The organism is Methylobacterium sp. E-065 (assembly GCF_022829605.1).
Lineage (GTDB): Bacteria > Pseudomonadota > Alphaproteobacteria > Rhizobiales > Beijerinckiaceae > Methylobacterium.
In genome coordinates, this window is sequence record NZ_JAKSYD010000227.1 from 1 (window position 1) to 12,732 (window position 12,732).

12 protein-coding genes are annotated in these 12,732 nt (G+C 65.9%); 8 read left to right on the forward strand and 4 right to left on the reverse strand.

Translation table 11 applies throughout. The features are described 5' to 3' along the window. Nucleotides 1-433: 433 nt before the first annotated feature. A complete protein-coding gene (locus tag MKK84_RS26015; protein ID WP_243924915.1) occupies nucleotides 434-2,053 on the reverse strand; it encodes a phosphoenolpyruvate carboxykinase in 1,620 nt (539 codons plus the stop codon). A gap of 412 nt (nucleotides 2,054-2,465) precedes the next feature. On the opposite strand from MKK84_RS26015, the gene recR reads away from it, so the two are divergent. The 6 genes from recR (at nucleotide 2,466) to MKK84_RS26045 (ending at nucleotide 6,419) form a co-directional block, all read left to right on the forward strand. Further along, nucleotides 2,466-3,071, forward strand: a complete 606-nt coding sequence (recR, locus tag MKK84_RS26020; protein ID WP_243924916.1) for a recombination mediator RecR — start codon at nucleotides 2,466-2,468, stop codon at nucleotides 3,069-3,071. A gap of 90 nt (nucleotides 3,072-3,161) precedes the next feature. Beyond that, the gene (gene def, locus MKK84_RS26025; protein ID WP_243924917.1) at nucleotides 3,162-3,677 is read left to right on the forward strand and encodes a peptide deformylase; all 516 of its coding nucleotides are present in this window, start codon (nucleotides 3,162-3,164) and stop codon (nucleotides 3,675-3,677) included. 7 nt (nucleotides 3,678-3,684) lie between these two features. After that, a complete protein-coding gene (gene fmt, locus MKK84_RS26030) occupies nucleotides 3,685-4,614 on the forward strand; it encodes a methionyl-tRNA formyltransferase (protein WP_243924918.1) in 930 nt (309 codons plus the stop codon). Then, on the forward strand, nucleotides 4,614-5,369 hold the full coding sequence (truA, locus tag MKK84_RS26035; protein ID WP_243924919.1) for a tRNA pseudouridine(38-40) synthase TruA: 756 nt from the start codon (nucleotides 4,614-4,616) through the stop codon (nucleotides 5,367-5,369). The genes fmt and truA overlap by 1 nt, the downstream gene beginning before the upstream one ends. Nucleotides 5,370-5,749: 380 nt before the next feature. Continuing rightward, on the forward strand, nucleotides 5,750-6,109 hold the full coding sequence (locus MKK84_RS26040) for a hypothetical protein (protein WP_243924920.1): 360 nt from the start codon (nucleotides 5,750-5,752) through the stop codon (nucleotides 6,107-6,109). A gap of 37 nt (nucleotides 6,110-6,146) precedes the next feature. Beyond that, on the forward strand, nucleotides 6,147-6,419 hold the full coding sequence (locus MKK84_RS26045; RefSeq protein ID WP_243924921.1) for a hypothetical protein: 273 nt from the start codon (nucleotides 6,147-6,149) through the stop codon (nucleotides 6,417-6,419). 302 nt (nucleotides 6,420-6,721) lie between these two features. Here MKK84_RS26045 and dapE read toward each other — a convergent pair whose 3' ends face one another. The 3 genes from dapE to MKK84_RS26060 form a co-directional block, all read right to left on the reverse strand. Then, nucleotides 6,722-7,921: a succinyl-diaminopimelate desuccinylase gene (gene dapE, locus MKK84_RS26050; RefSeq protein WP_243924922.1), complete on the reverse strand. Its 1,200-nt coding sequence runs from the start codon at nucleotides 7,919-7,921 to the stop codon at nucleotides 6,722-6,724. Between the two features lie 73 nt (nucleotides 7,922-7,994). Then, a complete protein-coding gene (locus MKK84_RS26055; protein ID WP_243924923.1) occupies nucleotides 7,995-10,352 on the reverse strand; it encodes a glycogen debranching N-terminal domain-containing protein in 2,358 nt (785 codons plus the stop codon). A gap of 147 nt (nucleotides 10,353-10,499) precedes the next feature. Beyond that, complete coding sequence (locus MKK84_RS26060) at nucleotides 10,500-11,630, reverse strand: glycosyltransferase family 4 protein (protein ID WP_243924924.1); 1,131 nt, start codon at nucleotides 11,628-11,630, stop codon at nucleotides 10,500-10,502. A gap of 427 nt (nucleotides 11,631-12,057) precedes the next feature. Between MKK84_RS26060 and rpmI the strand changes: the two genes are divergently transcribed. Beyond that, nucleotides 12,058-12,261, forward strand: coding sequence for a 50S ribosomal protein L35 (gene rpmI / locus MKK84_RS26065; protein WP_243924925.1), 204 nt, complete (start codon nucleotides 12,058-12,060; stop codon nucleotides 12,259-12,261). Nucleotides 12,262-12,311: 50 nt separating this feature from the next. After that, nucleotides 12,312-12,689: a 50S ribosomal protein L20 gene (gene rplT / locus MKK84_RS26070; RefSeq protein ID WP_160534568.1), complete on the forward strand. Its 378-nt coding sequence runs from the start codon at nucleotides 12,312-12,314 to the stop codon at nucleotides 12,687-12,689. The last annotated feature ends 43 nt before the right edge of the window (nucleotides 12,690-12,732 follow it).

Here is a 12,732-nt window from a genome sequence, read left to right on the forward strand (position 1 = left end):
GATGCGGGTTCCGGGGGTGCGTGCACCCCGCCCGAGACCGCTAACGGGGAGTCGCAGGATCGGGACGTCGGAGACACCGCGACGAGAAAGACGGCACCGGCCGGGGGCGATGCCCGGTCGATGCCGCGGGCGCCGCGGGGATCGGATCCCGCGCGTTACTTGGCCGACACCTGGGTCCCCGCGGCGTCCCGCGTCCCGCGTGTTGTCACTCTTGGGCCATGCCCCCGGCGCCGAAAGGCGGGCGGGGACGATGACGCATGTTTGGCGCCACGCAATTTGGCATCAGAGCCTTGCGGCTTCGAGCGACCCAGAATTGAGATCAGGGCTGGCTCGTCGCTCAGCTCGGCATGGGGAGGAGAACGCGTTGCGGCCGAAAACACGGGACCAGAGACGCCGTAGGAAGGGCGGCCGCTCGGGCCGCCCCCATTGCCAATCAGGCCGCGATCGCCTGCGCAGTCGGTCCGGCGGCGCGCACGTCGGAATCGACATGGGCCTCGAACCGCTTGAAGTTGTCGTCGAACATCTTCACCAGCCGGGCCGCCGTCTCGACGAAGGCGCCCTTGTTGCCCCAGGTCTTCACCGGGGTAAGGATGTGCGACTCGACGCCCGGCACCGCGACCGGCACCGCGAAGCCGAAATACGGATCGCGCCGGAACTCGGCCTGCGACAGCGAACCGTCGAGCGCCGCGGAGAGCAGCCGCCGGGTGACCCGGATCGGCATCCGCCGGCCCGTACCGACGCCGCCGCCGGTCCAGCCGGTGTTGACCAGCCAGCAATCGACGCCGTGCTCGGCGATCAGGTCGCGCAGCAGGTTGCCGTAGGTGCTCGGATGCCGCGGCATGAACGGGGCGCCGAAGCAGGTCGAGAAGGTCGCCTCCGGCCCGGTCAGGCCGCGCTCGGTGCCCGCCACCTTGGCGGTGTAGCCCGAGAGGAAGTGGTACATCGCCTCGGCGCCGGTGAGCTTGGCGATCGGCGGCATCACCCCGAAGGCGTCGCAGGTGAGCATCACGATGTTCCTGGGATGCCCGGCCCGGCCGGTCGCGCTGGCATTGGCGATGAAGTCCAGCGGATAGGCGCAGCGGGTGTTCTCGGTGAGCGATGCGTCGTCGAAGTCGGGCGCCCGGGTGACGGGATCGATCACCACGTTCTCCATCACCGTGCCGAAGCGCTCGGTGGTGGCGTAGATCTCGGGCTCGGCGTTGCGCGAGAGCCGGATCGTCTTGGCGTAGCAGCCGCCCTCGAAGTTGAAGATGCCCTCGGGCGACCAGCCATGCTCGTCGTCGCCGAGAAGCTGGCGCGAGGAATCGTTCGACAGCGTGGTCTTGCCGGTGCCGGACAATCCGAAGAAGATCGCCGAGCCGCCCTCGGCGTCGAGCGCCGCGTTGGCCGAGCAATGCATCGGCATCACGCCCTGTTTGGGCAGCATGTAGTTGAGATAGGTGAAGACCGATTTCTTCATCTCGCCCGCGTAGGCGGAGCCGCCGATCAGCACGAGCTTCTTGGCGAAATCGATGGCGATTACGGTCTTCGACCGGCAGCCGTGCCGGGCGGGATCGGCCTGAAAGCTCGGCAGGTCGATGATCGTCAGGTCCGGCACGTAGGCGGCGATCTCCGCGCGGTCCGGCCGGATCAGCAGGTTGCGGATGAACAGCGAGTGCCACGCGAATTCGGTGAACACCCGGGCCTTCACCCGGTGGGCCGGATCGGCACCGCCGTAGAGGTCCTGGGCGAACAGCTCCTTGCCGGCGGCGTGCGTCAGGAAATCCTGGCGCAGGGTCTCGAACTGCTCCGGCGTGATCGCGCCGTTGTTGTCCCACCAGACCTCGTTCTCGGTGCTCGCGTCGCGCACCACGAACTTGTCCTTGGGCGAGCGGCCGGTATGGCTGCCCGTGGTCGCCACCAGGGCACCGCCGCGGGCGAGTTGGCCCTCCTTGCGGGCCAGCGCTTCCTCGTAGAGGCGCGGCGCCTCGAAATTCCAGTGGACGGCCCTGAGGTCGCGGAAGCCGGCCGCCTCGGCGCCGTGGGCCGCGTTGTGATCACCGATGTTGGTCAAGAGCGTATCTCCCGGGCCCCTGTTCGACCGTCGACGCGACTGTGCCGGACGCGATCCGCGTCCGGGATTGCCCGGGGGACGTCCGTGCGGTCGTACAGGTCCGCCGCACGCAGGTTCACCGCTCCCCGGCCGCTTCCCCTTCCACTGAGTAGACGGCGAAGCTTCGCTGTCATTATGGGCTTCGCGGGAAGCCCGCAATGTGGACAAACAGGTTAGACCACAGTTGCGCCTGCAGGAACCCGTGTCTGTAAGCAGTCACCCGCATCGGCCGATCACACGACACGGGCGGACCGGCATCGGAATACCCATATCTCCATGATGCACTGGGTCGCGCTTGCATGCCGACCGGCGACGGGTATGCCCGTCGCGGACAGCGCCCCCGTCCACGCCCCAGACTCTCTCCAGAGGCACGATGCCCCAAGCCGTCGCCGGCCCCGAGATCGAACGCCTGATCCAGCTTCTCGCCCGCATGCCCGGGCTGGGCCCGCGCTCGGCCCGGCGGGCCGCCCTGCAGCTCATCAAGCGGCGCGACACGCTGCTGGGCCCTCTCGCGGACGCGATGCGGGTCGCGGTCGAGCGCATCGTCGTCTGCACGAGCTGCGGTAACGTCGACACCTCCGAGCCCTGCACGATCTGCCGTGATATCGAGCGCGATCCCACGACCCTGGTGGTGGTGGAGGATGTCTCCGACCTCTGGGCGCTGGAGCGCTCCGGGGCCGTGAAGGCGCGCTACCACGTCCTCGGCGGCGTGCTCTCGGCGCTCGACGGCGTGCGGCCGGAGCACCTGAACCTCGCCTCCCTGGTGGAGCGCGTGGCCGAACCCGTGGTCACGGAGGTGATCCTGGCGCTCAACGCCACCGTCGATGGGCAGACCACGGCCCATTACGTCACGGAATCGATCCGCCACTGCGACGTGAAGGTGACGCGCCTCGCCCATGGCGTGCCGGTCGGCGGGGAGCTCGATTACCTCGACGAGGGTACGCTGACGGCGGCGATCCGGAGCCGGACCGTATTCTGAGGCCGCACGCTATTTGACCGGTCTCGACCCGCATCCTATTCGACAAAAAAGCCCGGATCCGACCCGGCGCTGTCCCTGCCGGTTGCCGCCATGACCATCCGCCCGCTCGTCATCCTCCCCGATCCCGTCCTGCGCCGCATTTCCGATCCGGTCGGCCCGATCACCGGCGAGATCCGGACCCTCGTGGCCGACATGTTCGAGACCATGTACGACGCCCCCGGCGTCGGCCTCGCGGCGATCCAGGTCGGCGTGGCGAAGCGCGTCGTGACCATCGACACCTCGAAGGAGGAGGGCGTGCGCAAGCCGCAGGTCTTCATCGATCCCGAGATCGTCTGGTCGTCGGAGGAGAAGCGGGTCTACGACGAGGGTTGCCTGTCGATCCCCGAATATTACGGCGAGGTCGAGCGGCCGGACCGGGTCCGCGTGAAGTTCCGCGACCTCGACGGCAAAGAGCAGGAGATCGCGGCCGACGGGCTGCTCGCCACCTGCCTCCAGCACGAGATCGACCATCTGAACGGCGTGCTGTTCATCGACCACCTGTCGAAGCTGAAGCGGGACCGCGTGCTCAAGAAATTCACCAAGGCGGCCAAGCGCGACGCGGCCTGAGCCGGCCATGCGCATCGTATTCATGGGCACCCCGGACTTCGCGGTGCCGACTCTGGCCAAGCTCGCGCAGGACGGCCACGCCATCGCCGCCGTCTATACCCGCGCCCCCGCCAAGGCAGGCCGCGGCATGAGCCTGCGCCCCTCGCCGGTCCACACGCTGGCCGAACAGCTTGGCGTGCCGGTTCTGACTCCCGCCACCCTGCGCACGCCGGAGGCCGCGGAGACATTCGCCGCGCATCGGGCCGATGTCGCCGTGGTGGTGGCCTACGGGATGCTGCTGCCGCAGGTGATCCTCGACGCGCCGCGGCACGGCTGCCTGAACCTGCACGGCTCGCTCCTGCCGCGCTGGCGCGGGGCGGCGCCGATCCAGCGCGCAGTGATGGCCGGGGATGCCGAGAGCGGTGTCGGCGTGATGCGCATGGAAGCCGGGCTCGATACCGGGCCGGTCGCGCTGGAGGCGCGGGTACCGATCACACCCGGCATGACTGCCGGTGCACTGCACGACGCGCTGATGCCGATCGGTGCCGACCTGATGGCCCGCGCCCTCGGCCTCTTGGATCAGGGCACGCTCAGCTTCACGCCACAACCCGACGAGGGCATCGTCTACGCCCACAAGATCACCAACGATGAGGCACGGATCGACTGGTCGCGGACAGCCGCGGAGGTTGCCAATCACATCAACGGCCTGTCGCCCTTCCCCGGCGCCTTCTTCGAGGTCGATCTAGGTAAGGGCCCGGAGCGGGTGAAGGTTTTGCGCGCATTGGTCAGTGACGGCTCGGGCGCAGTGGGGACGCTGCTGGACGCCGAGGGAGCCGTCGCCTGCGGGACGGGCGCAGTGCGTCTGACGGAGTTGCGCCGGGCCGGCAAGGGTGGAAGCGCGAGCGGAGCCGAATTCGTCCGCGGCGCCCGGCTGACGCCCGGCGCCCGCCTCAGCTGATGCCCCGCTACAAGCTCGTCATCGAGTACGATGGCGGCCCGTTCTGCGGGTGGCAGCGGCAGGCCGATGAACCCACGGTGCAGGCGGCCATCGAGGCCGCCGTACTCCGCTTCTCGGGCGAAAATGTCCGGCTGACCTGCGCCGGGCGGACCGATGCCGGCGTTCACGCGATCCATCAGGTTGCCCATCTCGACCTCGCCAAGGCGTGGCGGACCGACACCGTGCGCGACGCCGTCAACGCGCATCTCCGGCCGCAGCCGGTCGCCGTGCTCTCGGCCGAGATCGTGCCGGACAGCTTCGACGCTCGGCACTCAGCGATCCGGCGCCACTACCGCTACCGGATCCTCAACCGGCGCAGCCCGGCAGCACTGACGCGAGATCGGGTCTGGCAGGTGCCATGGCCTCTGGACGCAGATCTGATGCACGCGGCGGCTCAGCGCCTCGTCGGCCACCACGACTTCTCGGCCTTCCGGGCCGCCGAATGCCAGGCCAAGAGCCCGATGCGCACACTGGAGCAACTCGACGTTGCCCGTGTGCCGATGGCGTTGCATGACGAGATCGTGGTGGCGACCTCGGCACGCTCGTTCCTGCACCATCAGGTGCGCGCGATAGTCGGCACGTTGATGCTCGCCGGCTGTGGACGGCTCTCGGCCGACGCGGTCGCCGACATCCTGGCGACCGGCGACAAGCGCCGGTGCGGGCCCCTGGCGCCGGCCGCGGGGCTGACGTTCGTGGGGGTGGACTACTCAGTCTGAAGCCTATTTGATAACTTCAAGTTGATAAATAGGCGGACCGACCGACCCTAGCGCGGTTTATTGGGAGCCGCACAGTGATCGGAGCTTCGACGAGCTGGGATAATTTGATTTGGCTGTTGGTTACGCTAGGCCTGATCCTACCGCCCGTTTTATTTATTTTTGTTAGAAATACTGTGAAAATCCAAAGACAAGGTGTAGTCATGGATCTAGCTAAAGTATTTAATATTCAATCGTCGATTGGCAATCGAAATCAAGAAGATTTTTTCCCATCGTCCGAATTCGTAAAATATAAATATTTTCTTGGATGATCTGGGCAGGAAGGTGGGTCAAGTCAGGAAGATTTCGCATGGTGAGCATGGACTGCCGGACTTCTTGCTCTGATGGTTATCTTCATCCTCTTCAGATTCATTGTTTCCCGCTATGTCAATCTCAGTCTACTTGCCTTTCAAGGCGGTTCGGGTTGCGCCCCAAAAGATATTGGGCGATGCTCAGATCCTCTGCTATCGGCCTGGGTCTGTGGCCTCCTCGCCGCGCTCGCAGGCGACTATGTCTTTATGATCCGCAATTTCTTTCGTGCAATCAATAATTTCGGTTTTGGACCGGCCTCTAACATATCAGCGACGAATAACCTGATCGCTGGTGCATTGTTGATCATTATCTTCGTGTTTGCGTTCGACTTCATGACAGATGCAACTCGGTCCAGCGCCGTCTTCGCGGGGGTGCTCATCACGCTCGGCTAAGCGGTCGGGCATTTTCCGGAGCGCCAATCGGATGGTGATGGACCGCAGCAAGCTGGCTCATTTCAAGCGCGACAACACAGAAATCTGTCGAAAGATCACGGCGACCCCCGTCGACATCATCGACGGTATTGATAGCGATATCCGCGACCGTCTCGCCGACCACCATATCCGCTCAACCCAAAACTTAGCCACTGCAAATCCACTGATGTCGTTTGTGGAGACACCTTACGGCGCCTATCAGATCATGGAGTGGGTCGCGCAGGCGCAGCTCTGCTGCTCGGTTGGGCCAGATAAATTGATCCGACTCTGACAGCCCGGTATTCGAACCCTGTTCGATCTTGAGCGTGCTGCCCTGAACGAAATTTGGAGAAGCACGGATCTTCTGATGGCTATCTGTGCAATACTTTTGCCCGACAGGCGCTTAAACTCTGATGGCTCAGAACACGGTGGCATCACGGAAGCGCTCGTGATTGCCACGATCCAAGTCAAGCTGGACGATCCGCATGTGCATCGCCTCCGGCAGATCTATATGAAGGTGGGAGAGCGCCTGGGAGACACGAACCGGCGGTTTTCAGGGACACCGAAGGCGGCCTCGAACGGAACCGCGTAGACTTACCGTGATCGATCCGGCAGTTCGGCTCCTCGAAAATAAGCATCCAGCACCCGCTCGTAGATCGCCGTGAGGCGTTCCAGATCGGCGACGGACACGCACTCGTCGGTCTGGTGCATAGTCTCTCCCACGAGGCCGAACTCGATCACCGGGCAGGCATCCTTGATGAAGCGGGCATCCGAGGTGCCGCCCGTGGTCGACAGGATCGGCGTCAGGCCGGTCTCCGCCTGGATCGCCGCGGAGACCCGATTCACGAACGTGTCCGGCTGCGTCAGGAAGGCGGGCGCGTTCGACGGCTGGAGATCGAGGGTGAAGCGCACCGCGTTCCCGGCCGCCTGCTCCAGCCGCTGGCGGATCTCGGCGCCCAGGCTCTCGGCCGTCCAGTCGTCATTAAAGCGGACGTTGAACGTCGCCCGGGCGGTCGCCGGGATCACGTTGGTGGCAGGGTTGCCGACATCGATCGTCGTGAATTCGAGGTTCGAGGCGTCGAAATGCGCCGTGCCCCGGTCGAGCGGCTCCGCAATCAGCGCCGAGGCGAGGCGCAGGAGTCCCGGGATCGGGTTCTCGGCCTTGTGCGGATAGGCGACATGGCCCTGTCGGCCGAGCACCGTGAGCTTGCCGGTGAGCGAGCCCCGGCGGCCGATCTTGATCATCTCGCCCAGCCGGCCCGGATTGGTCGGTTCGCCGAGCACGCAATGATCGAAGCGCTCCCCCCGGGCGCGCGCCCAATCGAGCAGCTTGACGGTGCCGTTGACCGCCGGCCCCTCCTCGTCGCCGGTGATCAGAAAGGCGATGGACCCCGAGAGGTCGGCGCTTCGGCGTCCCAGGAAGGCCAGGGTCGCGGCAAGCATGCATGCAATGCCGCCCTTCATATCGGCGGCACCGCGGCCGTATAGCATCCCGTTGGCCACCGCGCCGTCGAAGGGGGCGTGCCGCCAGGCCCCCTCCCCCTCCGGCACGACATCGGTGTGGCCCGCGAAGACCAGGCAGGGGCCACGTGTCCCGATGCGCGCGAACAGGTTCGGCGTTTCGGGATAGCCGGGTTCGGCAAAGACAGGCCGCTCGATGATGAACCCCGCCGGCCGGAGCGCATCCGCGACCACATCGAGGGCGCCGCGATCCTCCGGGGTGACGGAGGGGCAGCGGATCAGGGCCTGCGCGAGGCGCAAAGCGGGGTGCGGGGCATCGTGCTCAGCCGGCATGGAGCATCCTCGGCGGAAAAAAAGCGCCCTCGCGGCCCGCTTACCCCGAAGCGGGCCGCGAGGGGGAGTCCCGCTACTTGGTGACCACCACCTGCACGTCGCCGTGGCGGCGCTGGACCGAGACAGTGACATCGTCGTCGTAACGCTGGAACCGGATATCGAGGTGCGAGCCGCCGAGCCGGACGTTGTAGAGCGTCACGCCGTCGAGGAAGCCCGGCAGGATCGGGTTCTTCAACCGGACGCTGTTGCCGGCGTGGTCGAGTTCGAGCCCGAGGCACGCGGCGAGGAACGCGAAAGGCGCCGCCGCCGCCCAAGCCTGCGGGCTGCAGGCCACGGGGTACGAGACCGGCCCGCGCTGCTTGCGCCGCATAAAGCCGCAGAACAGCTCCGGCAGCCGCTTCTGGTCCTGGTAGAGCGAGGTGTCGAACATCCCCTGGAAGATGCGCGCCGCCTCGTGCTTGCGGTCGTAGCGAGCCAGACCCATGGCGATGAGCGCGTTGTCGTGCGGCCAGATCGAGCCGTTGTGGTACGACATCGGGTTGTAGCGCGCCTCGCCCTTGGCGATGGTGCGCACGCCCCAGCCGTTGAACCCGTCCTTGCCCAGCAGGGTCTCGGCGACCCGCTCGGCACGCTCCGGCTTGGCGATCCCCGTGAACAGGGCGTGGCCGGCATTGGACGAGCGCACGGCACATTGCTTTTTCTCACCGTCGAGGGCGAGCGCGTAGGTGCCAATCTCCTCATTCCAGAATGCAGCGTCGAATTTTTCGCGCAGGATCGTGGCCTGCTGGGTCAGGCGCTCGGCCAGCGGATCGTGCCCGAGCAGCGCCGCGAGCTTCGCCATGCCGTGCTTGGCGGCGTAGACGTAGCCCTGCACCTCACAGAGCGCGATCGGCCCCTTGGCGAGCTGACCGTCCGTATGGAAGATCGAATCATGGCTGTCCTTCCAGCCCTGATTCTCCAGACCCTTGTCGGTGTCGCGGGCGTATTCGACGAAGCCGTCGCCGTCCCGGTCGCCGTATTGGTCCATCCAATTGAGGGCGAGTTCCAGCGCCGGCCAGATCGCCCGGACGGTCTCAAGATCGCCCGTGACGGCGTAGTATTCCCAGGCCAGCATCACGAAGAGCGGCGTGCCGTCGATCGTGCCGTAATAGTGCCGGAACGGCACCTCGCCGAGCATCGCCATCTCGCCGCGGCGGGTCTCGTGCAGGACCTTGCCCGGCTGTGCATCGGCCGCCGGATCGACCGCCTTGGCCTGGGTCGAGGCGAGGTAGCGCAGCACCCCCCGGGCGAATTTCGGGTCGATCCACAGCGCCATCATCGCCGTGATGATGCCGTCGCGGCCGAACACCGTGGAGTACCAGGGGATGCCCGCGAAGGGGTAGATCCCCTCCGGCGTGCGGCTCGCCAGCATGTAGAGGTCGGCCGTCGCCCGACACAGCCCTTCGTTGAACTGGTCGTTCGACGAGATGATCGTGGTGATGCCCGCCGTCAGCGTCCGCAGGTCGCGGCGCGAATCCCGGTAGGCGCGGGCGAAGATCATCCCCTCGCCGAGATCCTTCGGCTCCCGCCGGGCGCCGCCGGCATTGGCCGCGAGCGTCAGCTTGGCGGCCGCGTCCTCGCCGACCATCGTGTCGGTCGGCGGCTTCGTGAAGGCCCGGTGCGCCTCGAAGGTCACGCGGATGAACAGCGAGACCTTGCCCTCCGGGGGCAGCGACACGTCGAAGGCGACGCGGCCGGGCTCGATCAGGTCCGGTTTCGGGCCGAAATGCAGGGCGGTGGTCCGCACGATCTCGTCCAGGCCGACATAGCGGAACTGGACCTCCCGGTCGCTCGCCACCAGCACGCCGCGCTTGCCGCGCTCCTTGCGGTCGGTTCCGCGCACCTCGAACAGGTCCCGGAAATCCGCGTCGAACGTCACGGCGATCCGCAGGCGGCGGTGCTTCGAATCGAAGGAGCGCAGGCCGATCCGGTCGTAGCAGGCGCCGCGGAACAGGAACTTGGTGCGCTCGATCGCGATCGTCTCGCGGGGGATCGAGGTCTCGTCGTGGGCGTCGAGTCGGATATCGGGCGTCGTCATGTCGACGCTGAGCGCGCCGTTATCGTCCTGCATCACCGAGGAGAGCATCAGCGGGCGCTGGCCCTCGACCGTCACCTCCAGGCGCGACAGGTAGCGCGTGTCCTGGAAATACAGGCCCTCGGGTCCCGGCTGAACACCGATGTCGCCGTACGAATCCAGAACCCCGAACGCTTCACCGAACTTCAGCGAGCGGAGCGGCCGCTCCACCAGGGAGGTCTGCGCCTCGATGTGGTAGGGCGGCAGCACGTCGTCCGCGTCCTGGAAACCGTGCGCCAAACCTGTGCCGGCGGGCGCATTCCGGGTCGTCGCCCCGTGACTCAAAGCCTCTTGGGCCGCTGCCGTGTTGTCCGCCATGCAGGGCATCTCCGGGTGCTGTGAGGGTACGAATCGAGAGGGCCGCCGCATCGATACTGATGCCGCGGCCCTTGTTCACCTGATGGATGAGTCGCCTTTAAGACGTTCGGCCGATTCAGGCCCGTCTTGCAAGCCCAGTGCCGAAGATTACGCCGGCATGGCAGCGACGGGAATCGCCGGTCGGGCAGAGCCGTTCAGTTCACCGTATTGCGGCTTGAAGCTCGAGCTCGGCAGCTTGATCACATCGGCACCGCGGCTGAGCAGTTCCTCGTAGGCGGCCACGTACTTCTTGACCATGCACTCGGCGGTGAAGTGGCCCTCGAAGTGGCGGCGCACACCGGCGCGGCTCATGGTCTTCACCTTGGCGACGGCGGCAACGGCATCGTCCATGGTCTCGCAGAGCACGCCGCTCACGCCGTCCTTGATCACCTCCGGCACGGAGCCGTTCCGGAAGGCGATCACCGGCGTGCCGGCCGACATCGCCTCGATCATCACCAGGCCGAACGGCTCCGGCCAATCGATCGGGAAAGCGAGCGCCAAGGCGTTACCGAGGAAGTCCTTCTTCTGCTCCTCGTTGATCTCACCGATGAACTCCACCAACGGATGGTGGATCATCGGCTCGATCTTCTCGTTCCAGTAATCCTGATCGGCCTTGTCGACCTTCGCGGCAATCTTGAGCGGCGTACCGGAGCGGATCGCCATCTCGATGGCGCGGTCGGGCCGCTTCTCGGGCGAGATCCGGCCGAGGAACGCGAGGTAGCCGCCCTTGGTCTCGGGTGTATACGGACAGTTCTGGGCCGGCAGGCCGTGATGGATCGTCGCCAGCCAGTTGGAGGTCGGCGGCATCGGCAGGCGCTGATTATCGGAGATCGAGACCAGCGGCATGCCCGTGAAGGTGCGGTAGACCGGCATGAAATCCGGCACGTCCAAACGACCGTGCATCGTTGTGAGGCACTTGTGGTTCAAGTCCTCGAACATCGGGTACTGTAGCAGGTCGATGTGGAAGTGCAGGATATCGAATTCGTGGGCGCGGCGGTGCACCTGATGCAGCATCGCCAGGTGGCTGGCGGTGTGATCGCGGTAGCCCAGCAGGCGCAGGCCCTCGGGGGTGCAGGACGCGAGTTTGGCAGACGTGTCGGAGTCACCGCTGGCGAACAGCGTGACTTCGTGGCCCTGGCGGACCAGTTCCTCCGTAATCCAGCTGACGACGCGCTCGGTGCCGCCGTAGAACTTCGGAGGAACGGCCTCCGATAACGGAGCGATCTGGGCAATGCGCACGGAGTGTCTCCTGGGTGGCCGAATTTGACGGGGGGTCTAACCCTGCCGGCCTGAGCGGGACATGAATGAAACTGACGGCTAAGGTTATGGTTCCTGGCGCTCCCGGTGTCGCGCACCGTTTTGTGCAGTGCGCTCGCTGTCCCCGAATTCCTCCGAATCACCACCGCTTTCAGGCTGCTCCGAAACAGCCTCGGGGCCGGACCGTTCCGTCATCACGGATCCCGGGCCGGCAATCTCACACGAAATGCCCTGCAGCCCGAACGTTGCCGCCGCGTCGGCTTTCTGTCATAAGCCGCACCGCGTCGAACCGCCCGGCCGATAGGGCTGCCGTGGCGGCTCGTGCTGCTCCACCAGAAGCATCAACGCGCGATCCTCATCCGACCTTCACGGGTCGGCTCCGGGGAATGTTCGCGCAACGGAGAGCCAAATGCCCAAGCTGAAGACCAAATCCGGCGCGAAGAAGCGCTTCAAGATCACCGGCACCGGCAAGGTGATGTACGCCCAGGCCGGCAAGCGCCACGGGATGATCAAGCGGACGACCAAGCAGATCCGCAACCTGCGCGGCACCACGACGATGTTCGAGGGTGATGCCGCCAACGTGAAGAAGTACTTCCTGCCGAACGCGCGGTAAGTCCTCAACACCCGTTGCCACTGTCTTTCGTCGAATCCAGGAGATAACCGATGGCCCGCGTCAAACGCGGCGTGACCAGTCACGCGAAGCACAAGAAAGTTCTGAAGGCCGCCAAGGGCTATTACGGCCGGCGCAAGAATACGATCCGCATCGCCAAGCAGGCGGTCGAGAAGGGCATGCAGTATGCCTACCGCGACCGTAAGAACAAGAAGCGCACGTTCCGCGCTCTCTGGATCCAGCGCCTCAACGCGGCGGTCCGCGAGCATGGCCTGACCTATTCACGCTTCATCGACGGCCTGGCGAAGTCGGGCATCATCGTCGACCGCAAGGCGCTGTCGGAACTGGCGATCCACGAGCCGGCGAGCTTTGCCGCCGTCGTCGAGAAGGCCAAGGCCGCGCTGCCCCAGACCACCGCCAAGGCCGCCTGATCCAGGCCCACGGCGAGACGCACGGAAGGCGCGGTTCCCTCGG